The organism is Pseudomonas sp. Tof1 (genome assembly GCF_055390395.1).
The window spans coordinates 2075657-2098958 of record NZ_AP024344.1 but is presented as its reverse complement, the minus strand read 5'-3'; the positions used below and the strand labels follow the sequence as shown (position 1 = coordinate 2098958).

Here is a 23302-nt window from a genome sequence, read left to right as displayed (position 1 = left end):
CTCATTCCTTGATGCAATCGACGGTATAGCAGCGGCCATCACCGTTGTCTTCATGTTGCAGGCCGTGCACATCCGCGACGAAACCGGGGAAACCACTGTCGAACGCCCGGGCAAAGGCCAGGTAGTCGATGATCGAACGGGTCGCCTCGGTAAAACGTTCGCCCGGCATGATCAGCGGAATACCCGGCGGATAGGGTACCAGCATGACCGCCGCGACCCGCCCCTGCAACGCATCGATCGACACCGCCTCGACCTCGCCACGGACCAGCCGATCATAGGCATCGGCGGGTTTCATGGCGACCTCGGGCAGTACCGTGTACATGCGCTTGAGATGCCTGGCCGTGGCATTGCTGCGATAACAGCCATGCAGTTGGTCGCACAGCTCGCGCAGGCCCATGCCCTGGTAACGTTGCGGCCCCTGCCGGGCCACCGAGGGCAGGCAACTGGCCAGGCCGACATTGGCGTCGTAGTTGCGCTTGAACTCCAGCAACTCCGTAAGCAGCGTGCTCCATTTGCCCTTGGTGATCCCCATCGAGAACAGCACCAGGAACGAATAGAGACCGGTCTTCTCCACCACCAGCCCGCGCTCCCAGAGAAACTTGCTGACCACCGCCGCCGGAATGCCATGCTCGCCCAGGGCACCGCCGGCGGTGAGCCCCGGCATCACCAGGGTGACCTTGATCGGATCGAGCAACACATAGTCCTCGGCAACGTCACCGAAACCATGCCAGTCGGCCTGCGGTTCGAGCAGCCAGTCGGCGGTCTCGACCCTGTCGATGCCTTCCACCCGCGGCGCCTGCCAGATGCTGAACCACCAGTCATCGGCGGCAATGTGCTGGCGCAGATTGGCCAGGGCGCGGCGAAAACTCAGCGCTTCATCGAACATTTCCTGGAGCAGCGAGCGTCCCGCCGGCCCTTCCATCATGGCCGAGGCCACGTCCAGGGAAGCGATGATGCTGTATTGCGGCGAAGTGGAGATGTGCATCATGAACGCTTCGTTGAAACGGTCGCGGTCCAGCTGTCGCGCCCCGCCATCCTGGACATGGATCATCGAGGCCTGGCTGAAGGCCGCGAGCAGCTTGTGGGTCGAGTGGGTGGTGAACACCAGCGGGCTGTCCGCAGTGCGCGTGGTGCCCATGCCATAGCGCCCGGCAAAGAATTCATGGAAAGCCGCATAGGCGTACCAGGCTTCGTCGAAATGCAGGACCTCGACGCTGCTGCCCAGGCTCTGCTTGATCAGTTCGGCGTTGTAGCAGAGGCCGTCGTAGGTCGAGTTGGTCACCACCGCCAGCTTCACCCGGGGTAGGCGCCCACGGGTGAGCGGGCTGGCGTCGATCTTTGCCTGGATCGACTCGTGGCTGAATTCGCTCAGGGGAATCGGGCCGATGATCCCCAGCTCATTGCGCTCCGGACACAGGTACAGCGGAATCGCGCCGGTCATGATGATCGAATGCAGCACCGACTTGTGGCAGTTGCGGTCCACCAGCACCAGGTCATCCCGGCCGACCATCGAATGCCAGACGATCTTGTTCGCGGTGGAGGTGCCATTGATCACGAAGAACGTGTGGTCGGCACCGAAGTTGCGTGCGGCACGGGCTTCGGCCTCGGCCAGCGGGCCGGTATGGTCCAGCAGCGAACCCAGCTCCGGCACGGAGACCGACAGGTCGGAACGCAGGGTGTTCTCTCCGAAGAACTGGTGAAACGCCTGCCCCACCGGACTCTTGCGGTAGGCCACACCCCCGCCGTGGCCGGGCGTGTGCCAGGAATAGTTGGAATCGGCGGTGTGCTGCACCAGCGCCCGGAAAAACGGTGGCAGCAGGCCATCCAGGTAGTTGCGCGCCGCCCGGGCGACTTGCCGGGACAGGAACGGTACGGTGTCTTCGAACAGGTAGAGAATGCCGCGCAGCTGGTTGAGCTCGCTCATGGCATCGGCCGGTGCATTTTCAAGGGTGACCTGCTCGCCCAGGGCGAAGATCGGCAGGTCGGGAGCGCGGACCCGCGCCAGGCGGATCAACTCGACCATGTTCTGCAGCAGGTGGGTGTTTTCCCCGGCGCCCTCGGCGGCGATCAGCAGGCAGGCCAGGCCATGATGGGTTGAGGCGACCAGGCGGCCCTCGGCGTAATCGACAGCGCAGAAAACGCTGAAACCGTCCTGTTCGAGCTCTTTGGCGATTCCCCGTACCCGATCCCCGGCGACCGTGTCCGCCTTGATGTCGCGGTGCACGATCAGGATCGGAAACTTCAAATCCTTGTACATGGGTTTTTCAATCCTGAAGCGACGGGACACCGCCCGTCTGTTCCTTCAGGGTAGAAGCTGTTTGTCCTACATGTGAAGTTGAAACAAGAGAAAGGAGATCTCTTGTAACAAACCACCCCTACTGCGCTGCAGCTTCCGCCAGTTGTGTCCAGAGCGCCGGTGCGCCGGCGGACTTGGCAATGATCTCCAGGCGCGCCTGGTGCTCGGCCAGTTCGCTCTCGCTGGCACGGATGATCCGGCCCGGCTTGCGCTCGGCCGACAGCCGGCGGATTTCACTGGCCTGGTCAGCTCCACCGTCGGCACCGTCGCCGCTGTTGCCGGCCAGGGACAGGCTGGTCTGGCCACCGGTCATGGTCAGGTAGACGTCGGCGAGAATCTCCGAGTCGAGCAAGGCGCCGTGCAGTTCACGGCCGGAGTTGTCGACGCCGTAGCGCTTGCACAAGGCATCGAGGCTGTTGCGCTGTCCCGGATGGCGCTCCCGGGCCATCAGCAGGGTGTCGAGAATGCTGCAATGCTGGCTGATATCGGCGCGGTCGTGCTGCCCCAGCAGGGCGAACTCGTTGTTGATGAAGCCAACGTCGAACGCCGCGTTGTGGATGATCAGTTGCGAGCCCTTGATGAACTCGAAGAACTCGTCGGCCACCTCGGCAAAGCGCGGCTTGCCGATCAGGAACTGGTCGGTGATACCGTGGACGCCGATCGCCCCCTCGTCGCTTTCGCGGTCCGGTTGCAGATAGACGTGGAAATGCCGCCCGGTCAGGCGGCGGCCGATGATCTCGACGCAACCGATCTCGATGATCCGGTGGCCGTCGGTCACCGGCATACCGGTGGTTTCGGTATCGAGTACCACACTACGCATGCTTGACTCCTCGCACTTCATCCACACCGCGGTTGGCCAGTTGGTCGGCGCGTTCGTTGCCCGGGTGGCCGACGTGCCCGCGTACCCATTTCCATTTCACGTTGTGGCGGTTGACCTGCTCGTCGAGCTGCTGCCACAGGTCGGCATTTTTCACCGGCTCCTTGGCCGCGGTTTTCCAGCCGCGCTTCTTCCAGTTGGTCATCCACTCGGTGATGCCTTTCATCACGTACTGGGAGTCGGTCACCAACAGCACTTCACACGGCCGCTTGAGCTCTTCCAGCCCACGAATCGCGCCCAGCAGTTCCATGCGGTTGTTGGTGGTATTGGCCTCGCCGCCCCAGAGTTCTTTCTCTACCCCCTTGAAGACCAGCAGTGCGCCCCAGCCGCCCGGGCCGGGGTTGCCCTTGCAGGCGCCATCGGTGAAGAGTTCAACGGTATCGCTCATACAACCTTTCCATCGAAAAATGCCCTGTGGGCCATCGGCGACTGGCCGATGGCGCCCGGACCGGCAAGGCCGGCCCGCGAAAGAAAACTGCCCGGGTTGCAGGTGAAGGCCCGCGGTATCAGGGCTCGCTGGGCCGCCGGTTGACCTTGGCCAGCGGCAGCGGCACCAGTTTGCCGACCGGTTCGCGTCGCACCTGCTGGACCGGCCGCAGGCCGATCATGATCTTGCGGGCGACCAATAGATAGAAGCCGCCACCGGCCAGTTGCCAGCGACCGGCGACACGTTCCCAGCCCGCCAGCCGCGCCTGCCAGGCAGGTGAAGCCAGCGGCGGACGATAGCACCCGAAGCGACGTTTCTCCAGCGCGAAGCCCAGCAGGTTGAGCCAGTCGGCGACCCGCGAGGGCGAAATGCAGCGGGCCTGTCGCAGGGCATCGTGGGCGAACACGTGCCGCAACCCCCAGGCACTCCAGGGGTTGATCCCGACGATCAGCAGGTGCCCGCCGGGCCGCACGCTGGCCGCCGCTTCGCGCAGCAGGCCATGGGGCGACAGGCAGAAATCCAGGCCATGCTGCAGCACCACGACATCCGCCGCGTGCTCGCTCAGCGGCCACGCCCGTTCGTCGCAAACGATCTCCACACCCGGCAACGGCGCCCCCAGGCGCACGTTGCGGCGCACCTGCTGCGCTTGCGGCGGGTTCTCGGCCGATGGCCCGTAATGGACCAGGTAACCGCCGAAGTAACGCCCGAGTTCCTCGTCGAGCATGCGCCGCTCTTCATCGAGCAGCAGTTGCCCCAGCGGCCCGGACAACCAGTCACGGGCCGCGCTGACCAGTGCCAGCCAGTCAGGATCGGCCTGAGCGAACGCTTTATCGGTCATTGTCTGCTCCAACTCGCCATGAGCCATACCAGCCTCTAAGATGCGCCAATGTTTTCCGCTTGGCGACCTCCAACATGATACAGATCGATGCACTGCCCGCCTTCACCGACAACTATATCTGGCTGCTGCGCGACGATGCGCAACGGCGCTGCTCGGTGGTCGACCCGGGTGACGCGGCACCGGTGCTGGCCTGGCTGGAAGCGCATCCGGGCTGGCGACTGGACGACATCCTGATCACTCACCACCACCATGACCATGTCGGCGGTATCGAACGCCTGAAGCAGGCCACCGGTGCCCGCGTGCTCGGCCCGGCCCACGAGAACATCCCGGGCCGGGACGTGGCGCTGCAGGACAACGACCGGATCAGCGTACTCGATCGGCCATTCCAGGTGCTGGCCGTGCCCGGCCACACCCTGGGGCATATCGCCTTCTATCAGGCGAATGAGGAAACGCCACTGCTGTTCTGCGGCGACACGCTGTTCGCCGCCGGCTGTGGACGCCTGTTCGAGGGCACGGCCGAGCAGATGCACGCGTCCCTGAGCCGGCTGGCGGCCCTGCCGGCCAACACCGCGGTGCACTGTACCCATGAATATACCCTGGGCAACCTGCGCTTCGCCCAGGCCGTCGAGCCGCAAAATCCGGATATCGCCGCGCGACTGGAACAGGTCGGCCAGTGGCGTGCCGAAGGGCGGATCAGCCTGCCGTCGAACCTGGCCCTGGAACTGCGCACCAACCCATTCCTGCGGGTCGGCGAAACATCTGTTAAAGAAAAAGCGGACGAACGGAACGGCCGCGACAACCGGTCGCCGAGTGAGGTTTTTGCTGCCCTGCGGGCCTGGAAAGACCAGTTCTGAGGCACGGCGGTGGGCGGTTCGGGCAGGCTCGATAGTTGACCGGACCCTGAGCGCTTTCTAGAATCGCCCGACATTTTTGCCCGGAACTACCTTCCAGCCAATGTCGTCACCTAACCGCAAACCCATCAATTCAGGCACATTGACGCGATTGGCTCAGGCGGTCGCCGTGGCTGTGTCCGCCACTTTGGCGGGTTGCCAGGGCTTTCATCATCCCTCGGACAACGGCAACGAACCGACGCCGAATCTCAACGTCCGGCTCAAGCAGAAACCGATATGGGCCGGCGAGAAAGCCAACCCGACGCCGCCACAGGATGTCTGGGAACGCATGCGCCAGGGCTTCAAGCTGCAGGACGGCCTGGGCGTGAACCCACGCATCGAGCAGCAGCGGCTGTGGTTCGCCAGCAACCCGTCGTTCCTGGAAAACGCCAGCGAACGCGGCACACTCTATATCCATTACATCGTCGAACGTCTCGAAGAACGCAACATGCCGCTGGAGCTGGCGCTGCTGCCGGTCATCGAGAGTGCCTACAACCCGATGGCCTATTCCCGAGCCGATGCGGTCGGCCTCTGGCAGTTCATTCCCTCCACCGGGCGCAACTTCAACCTGCGCCAGGACCGTTTCTATGATGGGCGCCGCGATATCACCGCCTCGACCATCGCGGCGCTGAACTACCTGACCCGCCTGCACGACATGTTCAACGGTGACTGGCTGCTGGCCATGGCCGCCTACAATGCCGGCGAAGGCACGGTCAGCCGGGCCATCGAGCGTAACGAAAAGCTCGGCCTGCCCACCGACTACTGGAACCTGCCGCTGCCCCAGGAAACCCGTGACTACGTGCCCAAGCTGCTGGCCCTGTCCCAGGTGGTGATGTCGCCGGAAGCCTATGGCGTGAACCTCAACCCGATCGCCAACGAACCCTACTTCGCCAGCGTCGAGGTCAACCAGCCGCTGGACCTTTCCCGGGTCGCGGCACTGGCCGAGATCGACGAGGACGAAATGATCCAGCTGAACCCGGCCTACAAGCAGAAGGCGACCCTCGACGGGCCGCAGCACCTGCTGGTGCCAAGTTCCAAGGCGCAGTTGCTGACCGCCAGCCTGTCGAACCTCAAGCCCGAGGAACTGGTGAGCATGCGGCCGAAGAAGCCGGTTTTCGAGAACGTCGCCAGCAATGGCCCGGCTCGCCTGAACCGTCGCTACAAGGTCAGGAACGGCGACAGCCTGTCGTCGATCGCCAAGGCCAACAAGGTCGATGTCAAGGAACTGCAGCGCTGGAACAAGCTGTCCGGGCACAAGCTGAAGGTCGGCCAGACCCTGGTGATGGAGGACAACGTCCGCGCCTCGGTCAGCAGGAAGCCAGCGACCCCCACGACCTACAAGGTGCAGAAAGGCGACTCCCTTTATATTGTCGCCAAGCGTTTCAACGTTGAAATGCAGCACCTCAAGCGCCTCAACCCGCGTACCGGCCAGGCCCTCAAGCCGGGGCAGATCCTCACGGTTTCCCAGCCGCGCTGATCACCCATCACCAAGACACCTGTGTATGAGTGAACTGTAGGCTGGGGGAGCCGGATTCATCCGCGAAGCTTCTAGGCTATGTACGAAATCGCTTGAAACTTGGTTATGCGGCGTTAAAAACCGGCTCGGAATGCTCATTTACTCCAGTAAACTCCGCTTCCTCGCCGGTTTTTGCCTTGCCTAACCTGCGTTTCAAACAATTTCGTACACAGCCTAGGGGCCTCAAGGGCCATTCGCAAATAAACCGGGGCGCCGGACCGCCGGCTCCCACAGGGGTTTGTGAAGAGTCAACCATGGCGGATAGCCAGCAAGTCCGTTCCGACAAAAGTAGCGGCCTTTTTCCTGCCGATACAAGCTGTTAAGGTAAGATCCATAGAGCCCAAGCAGTCTGGACCGGATCCCTGAGCTGATGCGCCCCCTCCTCCCGTTCTTCATCAGCCTGGCCTTGAGCTTCCCCGCAAGCGCGACAATCAGCGAAAGCCACGGTTATGCGCAGTTCGGTACGCTCAAGTACCCCGCCAGGTTCACCCACTTCGACTGGGTCAACGCCGATGCGCCCAAGGGTGGCACCTTGCGGGTCATGGCCTTCGGTACCTTCGACACGCTCAACCCCTACACCTTCAAGGGCACCAGCCCGGTGTCAACGCCGAACTTCCTGCAGTATGGCGTCAACGAACTGAACGAAACCCTGATGGTCGGCACCGGCCAGTATGCGCCGTCCGGCGACGAGCCGACGTCCAGCTACGGGCTGATCGCGCAAACGGTGGAGTACAGCGAGGATCGCAGTTGGGTGGTGTTCAACCTGCGCCCCGAGGCGCGTTTTCACGACGGAACGCCGATCACCGCCTATGACGTGGCGTTTTCCTATCGACTCCTGCTCAAGGAGGGGCACCCGCAATACCGCACCAGCCTGCAGGAAGTGTCGCGGGTCGATGTGCTCGGGCCGCAGCGGATCCGCTTCGTCTTCAAGCGTTCAGGCAACCCGCTGCTGATCCTGCGCCTGGGTGAGCTGCCGGTGCTGCCGCAACACTACTGGCAAGGCCGCGACTTCAAGGCCACCACCTTCGAGCCGCCACTGGGCAGCGGCCCCTATCGCATCACCCGGGTCCAGCCGGGCCGGCAACTGGTATTCGAACGGGTGAAAAACTGGTGGGGCGAGAACCTGCCGGTCAATCGCGGCAAGTACAACTTCGACCGGGTCGAGGTCGAGTTCTACCGGGACAGCGATGTCGCCTTCGAGGCCTTCAAGGCCGGTGAATTCGATATCTACATCGAGCATCAGGCCAAGAACTGGGCCAGTGGCTACAGCTTTCCCGCCGTGCTGCGCGGCGACGTGATCAAGGCACAGATCGCCCACCAGATCCCGACGCAGACCCAGGGCCTGTTCATGAACAGCCGCCGCAGTGCCTTCGCCGAGGACAAGGTGCGCGAGGCCATCGGCCTGATGTTCGATTTCGAGTGGACCAACCGCACGCTGTTCAACAATGCCTATCAGCGGGCCATGAGCTACTACCCCAACAGCGAGTTTTCCGCCAGCGGGCTGCCGGTCGGGAAGGAGTGGCTGCTGCTCTCGCCCTATCGCGAGCAGTTGCCCGCCGCCCTGTTCACCCAACCCTTCAGCCTGCCGCGCACCGATGGCCGCGGCATTCCCCGCGAAACCATGCGCCGCGCCCTGGGGCTGCTCGCGCAGGCCGGCTGGAAGCTGGACGGTCAACGCCTGGTGAACGGTGCCGGGCAGCCGCTGCACTTCGAAATCCTGCTGGTCAACCCGAACCTCGAGCGGATTCTCCAGCCTTATGTCGAAAACCTTGCCAGTATTGGCGTGGACGCCCACCTGAGAACCGTGGATCGTGCCCAGTACAAACAGCGCCTGGATCAGTTCGATTTCGACATGATCCTGATGACCCTCGACCAGACGCTCAGCCCCGGCCTGGAACAATGGCAGTACTTCCACTCCAGCCAGGCAACTGTCAAGGGCAGCAAGAACTACGCCGGCGTCGCCAACCCGGTGGTCGACCGCCTGCTCGAAGCCCTGCTGGCCGCACAGTCACGGGACGAGCAACTGGCCGCCGGCCGCGCCCTGGACCGGGTGCTGCTGTGGCAGCACTACATGATTCCCAACTGGTACCTCAACTATCACCGCCTGGCCTACCGCAACCGGTTCGCCTTCGTCACCACGCCGCCATACACCCTGGGCCTGAGCGCCTGGTGGATGAAAGCTTCGGAGAAAGCCCAATGATGCCCTTGCGCGCCCTACTGCTCTGTGCCGGTGGCCTGCTGTCGATCGGTATGACCGGTTTCGCCGGCGCCGCACCACAACATGCCCTGACCCTTTACGACGAACCGCCGAAATACCCCGCCGACTTCAAGCACGTCGACTTCGTCAACCCCGATGCGCCCAAGGGCGGTACCTTCCGCGAGTCGGCCTCCGGCAGCTTCGACAGCCTCAACCCGTTCATCAACAAGGGCGTGCCGGCCGACGGCATCGGCATGATCTACGACACCCTGGCCCGCCAGGGCCTGGACGAACCCTTTACCGAGTACGGACTGGTCGCCGGCAAGATCGAGAAAGCCCCCGACAATAGCTGGGTACGCTTCTACCTGCGGCCCGAGGCGCGTTTCCACGATGGCCACCCGATGCGCGCCGAGGACGTGGTGTTCAGCTTCGAAACCCTGATCAAGGAAGGCGCCCCGCTCTACCGAGCCTACTATGCCGATGTCGCCGAGGTGGTCGCCGAGGACCCGCTGCGGGTGCTGTTCAAGTTCAAGCACACCAACAACCGCGAGCTGCCACTGATTCTCGGCCAGTTGCCGGTATTGCCCAAGCACTGGTGGGCCACCCGCGACTTCAACAAGGGCAACCTGGAATTCCCCCTCGGCAGCGGGCCGTACAAGCTCGCCGAGGTCAAGGCCGGACGCTCGGTACGCTACGAGCGGGTCAAGGACTACTGGGCCAAGGACCTGCCGATCAACCGCGGGTTCTACAACTTCGATGTGATGACCACCGACTACTACCGCGACAGCAGCGTCGCCCTCGAAGCTCTCAAGGCCGGGCAGTTCGACTACTGGCTGGAAATGAGCGCGAAGAACTGGGCCAATGCCTACAACACCCCGGCCGTGGCCCAGGGACGGCTGATCAAGGAACAGATTCCCAACGGCAACCCGACCGGCATGCAGGGTTTCGTCTACAACCTGCGCAAACCGATGTTCCAGGACGTGCGCGTGCGCGAGGCGTTGAGCCTGCTGTTCGACTTCGAGTGGAGCAACAAGCAGTTGTTCAACGGTGCCTATACCCGCACCCGCAGCTATTTCGAGAACTCGGAGATGGCCGCCACCGGCCTGCCGGACAAGGCGCAACTGGCAATCCTCGAACCGCTGCGCGGCAGGATTCCCGACCAGGTATTCAACCAGGCCTACCAGCCGCCGGTGTGCGACGGCAGCGGGATGATCCGCGACCAGCAACGCCGCGCCTACCAACTGCTGCTCGACGCCGGCTGGCATATCGTCGACGATCGGATGGTCGATACCGAGGGCAAGCCGGTGCGCATCGAGTTCCTGCTGGCCCAGACCGATTTCGAACGGGTGCTGCTGCCGTTCAAGCGCAACCTCGGCGACCTGGGGATCGACCTGGTGATTCGCCGGGTCGATGTCTCCCAGTACATCAACCGCCTGCGCTCGCGGGACTTCGACATGGTCGTCGGCAGCTTCCCGCAGTCGAGCTCGCCCGGTAACGAACAGCGCGAATTCTGGATGTCAGCCAGTGCCGACAAGCCCGGCAGCCGCAACTTCATGGGGCTCAAGGACCCGGCCGTGGACATCCTGGTGGAACAGTTGATCAATGCCGACTCAAGGCAGAGCCTGGTCGACCACGCCCGGGCGCTGGACCGGGTGCTGCAGTGGGGCTTCTACGTGATCCCGAACTGGCACATCAAGACCTGGCGTATTGCCTACTGGGATCATGTCGCCCATCCGAGAGTCTCGCCGACCTACGATGTCGGCACCTCCACCTGGTGGATCAAGCCGGACGCAAAACCGGTGGCTTCGCCGGAAAACACCAACGGCACCGGCGCGGGGCAACCATAAGATGCTGGCTTACATTCTACGGCGACTGCTGCTGATCATCCCGACCCTGTTCGGCATCCTCCTGATCAACTTCGTGATCATCCAGGCCGCCCCGGGTGGCCCGGTAGAGCAGATGATCGCCAAGCTCGAAGGTTTCGACGGTGCCACCAGCCGGATCGCCGGCGGCGGCTCGGAGGTCTCGGTGGCCGGTTCCAGCTATCGCGGGGCGCAGGGCCTGGACCCGGCACTGATCAAGGAAATCGAGCACATGTACGGCTTCGACAAGTCGGCGCCGGAACGCTTGTGGATCATGATCAGGAACTACGCGACCCTGGATTTCGGCGACAGCTTCTTTCGCGACGCCAAGGTCATCGACCTGATCAAGGAGAAAATGCCGGTATCGATCTCCCTTGGCCTGTGGAGCACGCTGATCATGTACCTGGTGTCGATTCCCCTGGGCATCGCCAAGGCGACCCGGCATGGCAGCCACTTCGACGTCTGGACCAGTTCGGCGATCATCGTCGGTTACGCGATCCCGGCGTTCCTGTTCGCCATCCTGCTGATCGTGGTGTTTGCCGGCGGCAGCTACCTGAACTGGTTCCCCCTGCGCGGGCTGACCTCGGGCAACTTCGACCAGTTGAGCCTGTTCGGCAAGGTCTGCGACTACTTCTGGCACCTGGCCCTGCCCGTCACCGCCCTGGTGATCGGCAACTTCGCGACCATGACGCTATTGACCAAGAACAGCTTCCTCGACGAGATCAACAAGCAGTACGTGATCACCGCCAGGGCCAAGGGCCTGACGCAACGTCGCATGCTCTACGGCCACGTGTTCCGCAACGCCATGCTGCTGGTGATCGCCGGCTTTCCCGCGGCCTTCATCGGCATCTTCTTCACCGGCTCGCTGCTGGTGGAAGTGATCTTCTCCCTCGACGGCCTGGGCCTGATGAGCTTCGAGGCGGCGATCAACCGCGACTACCCGGTGGTCTTCGGAACGCTGTTCATCTTCACCCTGCTGGGCCTGGTGATGAAACTGATCGGCGACCTGACCTATACCCTGGTCGACCCACGTATCGACTTCGAACATCGGGAGCATTGAGATGCAGCTTTCCCCCCTCAATCGCCGACGCTTCGAGCGTTTCAAGGCCAACAAGCGCGGCTGGTGGTCCCTGTGGCTGTTCTTCGGGCTGTTCGTCATCAGCCTCGGCGCCGAGCTGATCGCCAACGACAAGCCGCTGGTGGTGCACTATGACGGCGGCTGGTATTTCCCCGCCCTCAAGCGCTACCCGGAAACCACCTTCGGCGGCGAGTTCCCGCTGGAGGCCAACTACAAGAGCCCGTACATCCGCGAACTGCTCAAGGCCAAGGACGCCTGGGTGCTGTGGGCGCCGATCCCCTTCAGCTACCAGAGCATCAACTACGACCTCAGGGTGCCGGCCCCCGCCCCGCCCTCGGCCGACAACCTGCTGGGCACCGATGACCAGGGCCGCGACGTGCTGGCGCGGGTGATCTACGGCTTCCGCATCTCGGTGCTGTTCGCCCTGACCCTGACGGTCCTCAGTTCGATCATCGGCGTGGTCGCCGGCGCCCTGCAGGGCTTCTACGGCGGCTGGGTCGACCTGGCCGGCCAGCGCTTCCTGGAAATCTGGTCCGGCCTGCCGGTGCTCTACCTGCTGATCATCCTCGCCAGTTTCGTCCAGCCCAACTTCTGGTGGCTGCTGGGGATCATGCTGCTGTTTTCCTGGATGAGCCTGGTGGATGTGGTCCGCGCCGAGTTCCTCCGTGGCCGCAACCTCGAGTACGTAAGGGCGGCCCGGGCGCTGGGCATGCAGAACGGCGCGATCATGTTCCGCCATATCCTGCCCAATGCCATGGTCTCGACCATGACCTTCATGCCGTTCATTCTCACCGGCGCCATCGGTACCCTGACCGCCCTGGACTTCCTCGGCTTCGGCCTGCCACCGGGGGCGCCATCGCTCGGCGAGCTGGTGGCCCAGGGCAAATCCAACCTGCAGGCGCCCTGGCTGGGTATCAGTGCGTTCGCCGTGCTGGCGATCATGCTCAGCCTGCTGGTGTTCATCGGCGAGTCCGCCCGCGATGCCTTCGATCCGAGGAAATGAGATGAATCAGGACAATCTGATCGAAATACGCGACCTCGCCGTGGAGTTCGTCGTTGGCGAACAGCGCCAACGGGTGGTCGAAAACGTCAGCTTCGATATCCGTCGCGGCGAGACCCTGGCCCTGGTCGGCGAGAGCGGCTCCGGCAAGTCGGTGACCGCACACTCGATCCTGCGCCTGCTGCCCTACCCGCTCGCGCACCACCCCAGCGGCAGCATCCAGTACGCCGGCCAGGACATGCTGACACTCAAGGAAAAGACCCTGCGGCACATTCGCGGCAACCGTATCGCGATGATCTTCCAAGAGCCGATGACCTCGCTGAACCCGCTGCACTCGATCGAGAAGCAGATCAACGAAGTCCTCGCCATCCACAAGGGCCTGACCGGCAAGGTCGCCACCCAACGCACCCTGGAGCTGCTGGAACTGGTCGGCATACCCGAACCGCACAAACGCCTCAAGGCGCTGCCACACGAGCTCTCCGGCGGCCAGCGGCAGCGGGTGATGATCGCCATGGCCCTGGCCAACGAGCCGGAGCTGCTGATTGCCGATGAGCCGACCACGGCGCTGGACGTCACCGTGCAACTGAAGATCCTCGACCTGCTCAAGGAACTGCAGGCGCGCCTGGGCATGGCCCTGCTGCTGATCAGCCATGACCTCAACCTGGTGCGGCGGATCGCCCACCGGGTGTGCGTGATGCAGCAGGGGCGCATCGTCGAGCAGGCCGACTGCGAAGCGTTGTTCAGCCAACCGCAGCATCCGTATACCTGCGAACTGCTCAGCGCCGAACCGAGCGGCGCACCCGCGGCCAATCCGGTGGGTGCACCGCTGCTGGAAATCGAGGACCTGAAGGTCTGGTTCCCCATCCGCAAGGGTCTGCTGCGGCGTACCGTCGATCACGTCAAGGCGGTGGACGGCATCAACTTCAGCCTGCCCCAGGGCCAGACCCTGGGGATCGTCGGCGAGAGCGGTTCGGGCAAGTCGACTCTGGGCCTGGCCATCCTGCGGCTGATCGGCAGCCAGGGCGCCATCCGCTTCGAGGGCCAGGCGCTGGACAGCCTGTCCCAGCAACAGGTACGGCCGTTGCGGCGGGAGATGCAGGTGGTGTTCCAGGACCCGTTCGGCAGCCTCAGCCCGCGCATGTGCGTCAGCGAGATCGTCGGTGAGGGCCTGCGCATCCACAAGATCGGCACCCCGGCCGAACAGGAACAGGCGATCATCGCCGCCCTGAAGGAAGTCGGCCTCGACCCGCAGACCCGCCACCGCTATCCCCACGAGTTCTCCGGAGGCCAGCGGCAGCGGATCGCCATCGCCCGGGCCCTGGTGCTCAAGCCGGCGCTGATCCTGCTCGACGAGCCAACCTCGGCCCTGGATCGCACCGTACAGCGCCAGGTGGTCGAGCTGCTGCGTTCGCTGCAGGTCAAGTACAACCTGACCTACCTGTTCATCAGCCATGACCTGGCGGTGGTCAAGGCACTGAGCCACCAGTTGATGGTGGTCAAGCACGGACAGGTGGTGGAGCAAGGGGATGCACGGGAGATCTTCGAGGCGCCGCAACACCCCTATACCCGGCAATTGCTGAAGGCTGCGTTTCTTACACCCGAGAAGGCCTCGTAGGCCTGCCCGCGAAGAGGCCGGACACCGCGCCACAGCATCTGGATTGACAGAAACAGGAAGGCCGCTCGATTGAGCGGCCTTCCTGTTTACGGCAGAACGGTATCAGCGACTTCAGAAGCGCTTGATTTCCGCTTCGCTTTCCAACTGCTTGCGATACGCGGCGAAGTCCTGCTGGCCGATACGCGAAGCGAGGAAGCGACGGTAGGATGCCTTCTCCTGATCGGTCGGCGCAGCACCTTCGTTGACGCCGCTCAGGCGCACGATGACCAGGTTGCCATCAGCGAGGGTCACGGTGTCGAAGGTCGGCTTGTCCTTGGCCGCAGGCTTTGGCATGCGGAACAGGGCCTGCAGCACCGCAGGATCGACACCTTCCTGGCCACGGGTGACGGCTTCCTGGACCTTCCAGGACTGACCGGCCGGCAGCGCCTTGCCTTCACGCAGGCTGGCGATCAGTTCGTCGGCCTTGACCTTCGCCGCCGCGGTGGCGTGCTCCTTGGTCAGTTGCTTGCGAATGCTCGCATCGACACTTTCCAGCGGCAGTTGCTCCGGCTTGCGGTGCTCCTTGGCGCGCAGGACGATGACCGTGTCCGGGTCCAGGTCGATGGCGCTGCTGTTGGCACCCTCATCCAGAACTTCCGGGCTGAACGCGGCGGTCACCACGGCACGATTGGCCGCAATGCCTTCGCCGCCTTCACGACCGAACGGCGCGGTGGTCTGTACCTTCAGGTTCAGGTCCTGGGCTGGCTGGGCCAGGTCGGAAGCCTCGAACGACGAGTCCTCGAGCTGCTTGGTCGCCTCGACGAAACGCTGCTCGACCTGCTGGGCCTTCAGCTCGCGGGTCAGCTTGTCCTTGAGACTGGCGAAGGTCGGCACCTCAGGTGCCTCGACGCCCAGCAGCTTGATCAGGTGGTAGCCGAACTCGCTGCGTACCGGGCCCGATACCTGCCCCTTGTTCAAGGCATACAGCGCCTTTTCGAAAGCCGGATCGTAGACGTCAGGGCCGGCGAAACCGAGGTCACCGCCATTGTTGGCCGAACCCGGGTCCTGGGAGAACTGCTTGGCCAGGGCCGCGAAGTCTTCACCCTTGGCCAGGCGCTGCTGGATCTCCTCGATCTTCGCCTTGGCCTGGGCATCGGTGACCTTGTCGTTCACTTCGATCAGGATGTGCGCCGCACGACGCTGTTCGGCCAGGTTCGAGGTTTCCTTCTTGTACAGGGCCTGCAGGTCCTCGTCCTTGACGCTGACCTGGTCGAAGAAGGAAGACTTCTTCAGCTCCAGATAGTCCACGACCACCTGGTCCGGCGTCATGAACTCCTTGGCGTGCTTGCCGTAGTAGGCCTTGACTTCGTCATCGGTCAGCTTGACTGCAGCCGGGTCGCTCTTGACGGTCAGGGAGGAGAAATCACGGGTCTGCTTTTCCAGGCGGGCGAACGCCAGCACCTGGTTGTCAGTCACGAAACCGCTGCCCGCCAGACCGGCGCGTACCTGGCCAATGAGCATTTCCTGAGCCAGCATCTGGCGGAACTGCATCCGGCTGTAGCCCAGTTGGCGAATCACCTGGTCGAAACGATCGGAATTGAATTTGCCATCCACCTGGAATTCAGGCGTCAGCAGGATGACCTGGTCCAGCGCCGCTTCGGAGAAGGCGAATTTCGATTTCTCGGCGCCTTGCAACAGCAGCTTGCGATCGATCAGCCCCTTGAGAGCCGATTCGCGGAGCATTTTTTCATCCAGCAGCGATGGGTCGAAATCCTTGCCCAGTTGCTGCATCAGCTGGCGACGTTGCATGTCGACGGCCTGGCTCAGCTCGTTCTGGGTGATTTCCTCACCATTGACCTTGGCCGCATCCTGACTGGTGGAGGTGGCCCGGAAAATGGCATCGAAACCGGTCAGTGCCATCAACAGAACGATGACCCCGATAATGGTCTTGGCAATCCAGCCTTGTGAATTGTCCCTGATATTTTGCAGCATGCGTCCCCCAGAAACGGTTGAACCTCAAGAATGGACAACCGTGGAGCGTGGGTAGAGTCCGGATAGAAGAAAGGCGCATCCGAGGATGCGCCTTCTCGTAACTGGCGGAGCGGACGAGGATCGAACCCCGGTGTGACGGGTCAGCAGCCCTGGTGGGCCTGGCCAACCGCTTTACCGCTCCGCTGCCAGGTCGGGAGCGAGCCCGACCTGGTACAGGCAAAGGCGTTGAAGAAACTCAGTTGACCGCTTCTTTCAGTGCTTTACCAGCCTTGAAACCTGGCTTCTTGGCAGCCGGGATTTCCAGCGTCTTACCGGTCTGTGGGTTACGACCAGTGCGAGCAGGGCGATCGGTAACGGAGAAAGTACCGAAGCCAACCAGTACAACGGAGTCGCCGGCCTTCAGAGCGCCAGTGACGGATTCGATTACTGCGTCCAGCGCACGGCTAGCAGCGGCTTTCGGGAGATCAGCAGATGCGGCGATAGCATCAATCAGTTCCGACTTGTTCACTCTAAGTCCCCTTATATCTATTGAGTATGTTTCTAAGTTTTTGGTGAAAGCTAAAACAGGTGCTGAATGGCCTACAGCCACTTATAAGAGCCGCTTTATAACAAGGGCTCTAAAAAGCTGTCAAGGAAGCCCCCCAGGCAAGATCTCTACTAATGGGTACTGATTCTTTCCTTGGAATCCGAATCGCGTTTCTCATCCTTCGCGACGATCTCCGGAACCACATCTGGCAAGGGCTCCGGGGCGTATTGCAGCGCAATTTGCAGGACTTCGTCAATCCATTTAACCGGTTTAATCTGAAGATCCTGCTTAATATTGTCAGGAATTTCCTTCAGATCGCGCACGTTCTCTTCCGGAATGATCACGATCTTGATCCCGCCACGGTGAGCGGCCAACAATTTCTCCTTCAGCCCACCGATCGCCAGCACCTGGCCACGCAGGGTGATCTCGCCGGTCATGGCGACATCCGCACGCACGGGAATACCGGTCAGAGCCGACACCAATGCGGTACACATTCCTACACCGGCGCTCGGACCATCCTTAGGCGTGGCCCCTTCCGGCATGTGGATGTGGGTGTCGCGCTTCTCGTGGAAGTCCAGCGGAATACCCAGGCTCTTGGCCCGGCTGCGCACCACGGTCTGGGCGGCGGTGATCGACTCGACCATTACATCGCCCAGGGAACCGGTCTTGATCAGTTGCCCCTTGCCCGGTACCACTGCCGCCTCGATGGTCAGCAGCTCGCCACCGACCTGGGTCCAGGCCAGACCGGTCACCTGCCCCACCTGGTCCTGCTGCTCGGCCAGGCCATAGCGGAACTTGCGCACGCCCAGGAAGTGCTCCAGCAGGTCGGAAGTGACCTTCACCGAGAAGCGTTTTTCCACGGCATGCTCTTTCACCGCCTTGCGGCAGACCTTGGCGATCTGCCGCTCCAGGCCACGCACACCGGCTTCGCGGGTGTAATAGCGGATGATGTCGCGGATCGCGTCCTCTTCGAACTCCAGCTCGCCCTTCTTCAGGCCGTTGGCCTGGATCTGCTTGGGCGACAGGTACTTGGTCGCGATGTTGATCTTCTCGTCCTCGGTGTAACCCGGCAGGCGGATCACTTCCATCCGGTCCAGCAGCGCCGGCGGGATATTCATCGAGTTGGAGGTGCATAGGAACATCACATCGGACAGGTCGTAGTCGACTTCCAGGTAATGGTCGTTGAAATTGTGGTTCTGCTCGGGGTCCAGGACCTCCAGCAGTGCCGAGGCCGGGTCGCCACGCATGTCGCTGCCCATCTTGTCGATTTCATCGAGCAGGAACAGCGGGTTGCGTACCCCCACCTTGGTCATTTTTTGTATCAATCTTCCCGGCATCGAACCGATGTAGGTCCGACGGTGACCACGGATTTCCGCTTCGTCGCGCACGCCACCGAGGGCCATGCGGACGAACTTGCGGTTGGTCGCGTTGGCGATCGACTCCGCCAGGGAAGTCTTGCCGACCCCCGGAGGACCGACCAGGCACAGCACCGGCCCGCGAATCTTCTTCACGCGCTTCTGCACGGCGAGGTACTCGAGGATCCGCTCCTTGACCTCTTCCAGGCCGTAGTGATCGGCATCGAGGATGTCCTCGGCCCGCTTGAGGTCCAGGCGCACCTTGCTCTGGGCCTTCCACGGTACCTGTACCAGCCAGTCGAGGTAGGAACGCACCACGGTGGCCTCGGCGGACATCGGCGACATCTGCTTGAGCTTGTTCAGCTCGGCCTGGGCCTTGGCCAGGGCGTCCTTGGGCAGGCCGGCGTCATCGATGCGCTTCTTCAGCTCCTCGATTTCGTTGTGGCCCTCGTCGCCATCGCCCAGTTCCTTCTGAATGGCCTTCATCTGCTCATTCAGGTAGTACTCGCGCTGGCTGCGCTCCATTTGTTTCTTGACGCGACCACGGATGCGTTTTTCGACCTGCAGCAGGTCGATTTCCGCGTCCAGCAGCGCCAGCACGTGCTCGACACGGGCCGGTAGCTCGATGATCTCGAGGATTTCCTGCTTCTGCTCGATCTTCAGTGCCATGTGCGCGGCCATGGTATCGACCAGGCGGCTGGGCTCATCGATGCTGTTGAGCGAGGACAGGACTTCGGCCGGAACCTTCTTGCCCAGTTGCACATACTGCTCGAACTGCGAGAGAAGGCTGCGCACGAACACTTCGGATTCACGATCCGGTGCCTCGGTTTCCTCGATCAGCGCCACCTGTGCACGGCAATGGCCGTCGATTTCGCTGAAATGCTCGACAGTACCGCGCTGCTCGCCCTCGACCAGCACCTTGACGGTGCCATCAGGCAGCTTGAGCAGTTGCAGCACGGTCGCCACGGTGCCGACCCGATACAGCGCGTCTTCGCCCGGGTCATCATCGGCAGGATTACGTTGGGCCAGCAGCAGGATCTGCTTGTCGCCCGTCATCGCGGCCTCGAGGGCTTCGATAGACTTCTCGCGCCCCACGAACAGCGGGATAACCATGTGCGGATACACCACGACATCACGCAATGGCAGGAGAGGCAATTCGATGGTCGTCTTCATGATTTCGCCTCTACGGCGGCCCTGAGGCCGGAAACAGGTGGAAAGAAAGCTTGGGACCAAGATGGGGGCTACCCGGAAAAAAAACAAGCGCCCCTCTTCGCAAAAGCCCGCGCAAAAGCAAAAGGGGCCCTGAGGCCCCCTTTTTCGGGTCACGCACTTCAGCACTCAGGCGTCAGGTGCGGCCTTGGCGGTCGGCTCGCTGTTTTCATAGATGTACAGCGGCTGGGACTTGCCTTCTATGACGCTTTCGTCGATCACCACTTTACTCACGTCGGACTGCGACGGGATCTCGTACATGGTGTCGAGCAGGATGCCTTCGAGGATGGAACGCAGGCCACGGGCACCGGTCTTGCGCTCCAGGGCACGTCGGGCCACGGATTTCAGCGCATCGGCACGGAACTCGAGGTCGACGCCTTCCATTTCGAACAGCTTGGCATACTGCTTGGTCAGGGCGTTCTTCGGTTCGGTGAGGATCTGCATCAGCGCGGCCTCATCCAGCTCGTCCAGGGTCGCCAGCACCGGCAGACGGCCAACGAACTCGGGGATCAGACCGAACTTGACCAGATCGTCAGGCTCGACTTCACGCAGGGACTCGCCGACCTTCTTGCCCTCTTCCTTGCTGCGGACTTCGGCGCTGAAACCGATGCCGCCCTTGGTCGAACGGTTCTGGATGACCTTTTCCAGGCCTGAGAACGCACCACCGCAGATGAACAGGATGTTACGGGTGTCGACCTGCAGGAATTCCTGCTGCGGGTGCTTGCGACCGCCCTGCGGCGGCACGGAAGCCACGGTACCTTCGATCAGCTTCAGCAGGGCCTGCTGCACCCCTTCGCCGGAAACGTCGCGGGTAATCGACGGGTTGTCGGACTTGCGGGAAATCTTGTCGATTTCGTCGATGTAGACAATGCCCATCTGGGCCTTTTCCACGTCGTAATCACACTTCTGCAGCAGCTTCTGAATGATGTTTTCCACGTCCTCGCCCACATAACCCGCCTCGGTGAGGGTGGTTGCGTCAGCGATGGTGAACGGCACATTCAGCAGGCGTGCCAGGGTTTCGGCCAGCAGGGTCTTGCCCGAGCCGGTCGGGCCGATCAGCAGGATGTTGCTCTTGCCGAGTTCGACGTCGTCACTCTTCTTGTCGCGCTGGTTCAGGCGCTTGTAGTGGTTGTATACCGCTACGGCCAGAACCTTCTTGGCACGCTCCTGACCAATGACGTACTGATCAAGGATGCCGCTGATTTCTTTAGGCGAAGGCAATTTATGCGCGCTGCTCTCGGCCTGTGCCTCCTGCACCTCCTCACGGATGATGTCATTGCACAGGTCGACGCACTCGTCGCAGATAAAGACCGAGGGGCCGGCAATCAATTTGCGCACTTCATGCTGGCTTTTGCCACAGAAGGAGCAATAAAGCAGCTTGCCGTTGTCCTCGCCGTTGCGGGTGTCAGTCATTCGTTCGATCCAAATCCGATAGGCTTGCAACACAAGATGAAGGCTATTGCGGGCTTTTTCAAGCCCGCAGGTGATCGGACCGGCCGACCACCCCTGTTTTGTGCCGCTTATTTCACGCGGGACGCTTTTCGATCACTTCGTCGATCAGGCCGTATTCACGTGCGGCGGTGGCGCTCATGAAGTTGTCGCGGTTGGTGTCGCGCTCGATTTCTTCGAGCGTACGCCCGCTGTGCTTGGCCATCAGCGTGTTGAGGCGTTCGCGGATGAACAGGATTTCCTTGGCATGGATTTCGATGTCCGATGCCTGGCCCTGGAAACCGCCCAGTGGCTGGTGAATCATCACACGCGAGTTCGGCAGGCAGAAACGCTTGCCCTCGGCACCCGCGGTCAGCAGGAACGCACCCATGCTGCAGGCCTGGCCGATGCAGGTGGTCGATACGTTCGGCTTGATGAACTGCATGGTGTCGTAGATCGACATGCCCGCAGTCACCGAACCGCCTGGGGAGTTGATGTACAGATGGATGTCCTTGTCCGGGTTTTCCGCTTCAAGGAACAGCAGTTGCGCACAGATCAGGTTGGCCATGTAGTCTTCCACAGGACCCACCAGGAAAATCACTCGCTCCTTGAGCAGACGCGAGTAGATGTCATAGGCGCGCTCGCCACGAGCAGACTGCTCGACAACCATCGGGACCAGGCCGCCGGCGGCCTGGATATCAGAGTTCTGCTGAATATAAGAATTACGGAACATGCTCTGCACCCAAATAGTCATGTCTTGAATACGCATAAGCCAGCACGAGGCTGGCTTATGGTGTGTATTTTCCAACGAGTCAGAAAATCAGTCGGCTTTTGGAGCTTCCGCCGGCTTGACTGCTTCTTCGTAGGAGACCGATTTATCGGTCACTTTCGCCTTCTGCAGAACAGTATCCACAACTTGTTCTTCCAGCACAACCGAACGAACTTCGTTCAGCTGCTGCTCGTTCTTGTAGTACCAGGACACAACTTGCTCGGGTTCCTGATAGGCCGAAGCCATTTCCTGGATCAGTTCGCGAACGCGCTCTTCGTCAGGCTTGAGGTCGAATTGCTTGACCACTTCAGCCACGATCAGGCCCAGAACCACACGGCGCTTGGCCTGCTCTTCGAACAGTTCGGCCGGCAGTTGGTCAGGCTTGATGTTGCCACCGAACTGCTGAACAGCCTGCACGCGCAGACGGTTGACTTCGTTGACCAGCAGAGCCTTTGGCACTTCGATCGGGTTGGCAGCCAGCAGGCCGTCCATTACCTGGTTCTTGACCTTGGACTTGATCGCCTGACGCAGTTCGCGCTCCATGTTCTTGCGAACTTCGGTGCGGAAGCCGTCCAGGCCGCTTTCCTTGATACCGAACTGGGCGAAGAAGGCTTCGTTCAGCTCAGGCAGGGTTGGCGCGGAAACAGTGTTCACGGTGACGGTGAACTCGGCGGCCTTGCCAGCCAGGTCCAGGTTCTGGTAGTCCTCGGGGAAGGTCAGGTTCAGAACGCGCTCTTCACCGGCCTTGGCACCGACCAGGCCGTCTTCGAAGCCCGGGATCATGCGGTTGGAACCCAGAACCAGCTGGGTGCCCTTGGCGGAACCGCCAGCGAAGGCCTCGCCGTCGACCTTGCCGACGAAATCGATGTTCAGTTGGTCTTCGTTCTGGGCAGCGCGCTCGGCTACTTCGAAACGGGTGTTCTGCTTGCGCAGGATTTCCAGCATGTTGTCCAGGTCGGCATCAGCCACTTCGGCGCTCAGGCGCTCGACGGCGATGGAGTCGAAACCGGCAACGGTGAACTCCGGGAACACTTCGAAGGTAGCGACGTATTCCAGATCCTTGCCTTTTTCCAGCACCTTCGGCTCGACCGAAGGCTGGCCAGCAGGGTTCAGCTTCTGCTCGACCACGGCTTCATAGAAGGAAGCCTGGATCACGTCACCTACCGCTTCCTGACGGGCATCAGCTTCGAAACGCTGACGGATCACGCTCATTGGCACCTTGCCAGGGCGGAAGCCTGCAATCTTGGCCTTTTGGGCAGTCTGCTGCAGACGCTTGTTGACCTGGGTCTCGATGCGCTCAGCTGGCACGGTGATGCTCATGCGGCGCTCAAGAGCCGATGTATTTTCAACAGAAACTTGCATGGATATTCCTCGTTGCACAGACGTTAGCCGGCCGTTTCCGACCTCAGAAGCAAGGGCATGCATTCTAGTGGGTCATACTCAAGAAG

The 23302-nt window shown here is 61.9% G+C and carries 17 protein-coding genes; 7 read left to right on the top strand and 10 right to left on the bottom strand.

What is annotated here, in order from left to right; all coding sequences use genetic code 11:
- Position 1: 1 nt before the first annotated feature.
- The 4 genes from ACZ5KU_RS09700 to ACZ5KU_RS09685 all read right to left on the bottom strand — a co-directional run bounded on the left by ACZ5KU_RS09700 (position 2) and on the right by ACZ5KU_RS09685 (position 4438).
- Positions 2-2257 (bottom strand): Orn/Lys/Arg family decarboxylase, encoded by a 2256-nt coding sequence (locus ACZ5KU_RS09700; RefSeq protein ID WP_416772535.1) that lies wholly within the window; start codon positions 2255-2257, stop codon positions 2-4.
- A gap of 118 nt (positions 2258-2375) precedes the next feature.
- Complete coding sequence (gene dnaQ, locus ACZ5KU_RS09695; protein WP_464737069.1) at positions 2376-3116, bottom strand: DNA polymerase III subunit epsilon; 741 nt, start codon at positions 3114-3116, stop codon at positions 2376-2378.
- Entirely contained in the window at positions 3109-3561 is a 453-nt protein-coding gene (gene rnhA / locus ACZ5KU_RS09690; protein ID WP_054057389.1) for a ribonuclease HI, read from the bottom strand. The genes dnaQ and rnhA overlap by 8 nt, the downstream gene beginning before the upstream one ends.
- 118 nt (positions 3562-3679) lie before the next feature.
- Entirely contained in the window at positions 3680-4438 is a 759-nt protein-coding gene (locus ACZ5KU_RS09685) for a class I SAM-dependent methyltransferase (RefSeq protein ID WP_054063866.1), read from the bottom strand.
- A gap of 74 nt (positions 4439-4512) precedes the next feature.
- On the opposite strand from ACZ5KU_RS09685, the gene gloB reads away from it, so the two are divergent.
- From gloB to ACZ5KU_RS09650, 7 genes are all read left to right on the top strand, one after another.
- Positions 4513-5292: a hydroxyacylglutathione hydrolase gene (gene gloB, locus ACZ5KU_RS09680; RefSeq protein ID WP_054057889.1), complete on the top strand. Its 780-nt coding sequence runs from the start codon at positions 4513-4515 to the stop codon at positions 5290-5292.
- Between the two features lie 100 nt (positions 5293-5392).
- Positions 5393-6805: a LysM peptidoglycan-binding domain-containing protein gene (locus ACZ5KU_RS09675; protein WP_054057846.1), complete on the top strand. Its 1413-nt coding sequence runs from the start codon at positions 5393-5395 to the stop codon at positions 6803-6805.
- Between the two features lie 409 nt (positions 6806-7214).
- Positions 7215-9044, top strand: a complete 1830-nt coding sequence (locus ACZ5KU_RS09670; protein WP_054057847.1) for an extracellular solute-binding protein — start codon at positions 7215-7217, stop codon at positions 9042-9044.
- The gene (locus tag ACZ5KU_RS09665) at positions 9041-10888 is read left to right on the top strand and encodes an extracellular solute-binding protein (RefSeq protein ID WP_464737068.1); all 1848 of its coding nucleotides are present in this window, start codon (positions 9041-9043) and stop codon (positions 10886-10888) included. Before ACZ5KU_RS09670 ends, ACZ5KU_RS09665 begins: the two co-directional genes overlap by 4 nt.
- Position 10889: 1 nt before the next feature.
- Positions 10890-11963: a microcin C ABC transporter permease YejB gene (locus tag ACZ5KU_RS09660; RefSeq protein WP_464737067.1), complete on the top strand. Its 1074-nt coding sequence runs from the start codon at positions 10890-10892 to the stop codon at positions 11961-11963.
- A gap of 1 nt (position 11964) precedes the next feature.
- The gene (locus ACZ5KU_RS09655) at positions 11965-12984 is read left to right on the top strand and encodes an ABC transporter permease (RefSeq protein WP_464737066.1); all 1020 of its coding nucleotides are present in this window, start codon (positions 11965-11967) and stop codon (positions 12982-12984) included.
- 1 nt (position 12985) lies between these two features.
- Entirely contained in the window at positions 12986-14596 is a 1611-nt protein-coding gene (locus tag ACZ5KU_RS09650; RefSeq protein WP_054057851.1) for an ABC transporter ATP-binding protein, read from the top strand.
- A 111-nt stretch (positions 14597-14707) separates the two neighbouring features.
- Here the strand turns inward: ACZ5KU_RS09650 and ACZ5KU_RS09645 are convergent, their stop codons facing one another.
- The 6 genes from ACZ5KU_RS09645 to tig form a co-directional block, all read right to left on the bottom strand.
- Positions 14708-16567, bottom strand: a complete 1860-nt coding sequence (locus ACZ5KU_RS09645) for a SurA N-terminal domain-containing protein (RefSeq protein ID WP_464737065.1) — start codon at positions 16565-16567, stop codon at positions 14708-14710.
- Positions 16568-16802: 235 nt separating this feature from the next.
- Positions 16803-17075 carry an HU family DNA-binding protein gene (locus ACZ5KU_RS09640; RefSeq protein WP_081005923.1) on the bottom strand — a complete coding sequence of 91 codons (273 nt, stop codon included), beginning with the start codon at positions 17073-17075 and terminating at the stop codon, positions 16803-16805.
- A gap of 149 nt (positions 17076-17224) precedes the next feature.
- On the bottom strand, positions 17225-19621 hold the full coding sequence (gene lon / locus ACZ5KU_RS09635) for an endopeptidase La (RefSeq protein WP_464737064.1): 2397 nt from the start codon (positions 19619-19621) through the stop codon (positions 17225-17227).
- 165 nt (positions 19622-19786) lie between these two features.
- Positions 19787-21070: an ATP-dependent Clp protease ATP-binding subunit ClpX gene (gene clpX / locus ACZ5KU_RS09630; protein ID WP_017906644.1), complete on the bottom strand. Its 1284-nt coding sequence runs from the start codon at positions 21068-21070 to the stop codon at positions 19787-19789.
- Between the two features lie 112 nt (positions 21071-21182).
- A complete protein-coding gene (clpP, locus tag ACZ5KU_RS09625) occupies positions 21183-21818 on the bottom strand; it encodes an ATP-dependent Clp endopeptidase proteolytic subunit ClpP (protein WP_010445788.1) in 636 nt (211 codons plus the stop codon).
- Between the two features lie 87 nt (positions 21819-21905).
- Positions 21906-23216 carry a trigger factor gene (gene tig / locus ACZ5KU_RS09620; protein ID WP_054057854.1) on the bottom strand — a complete coding sequence of 437 codons (1311 nt, stop codon included), beginning with the start codon at positions 23214-23216 and terminating at the stop codon, positions 21906-21908.
- Positions 23217-23302: the final 86 nt, after the last annotated feature.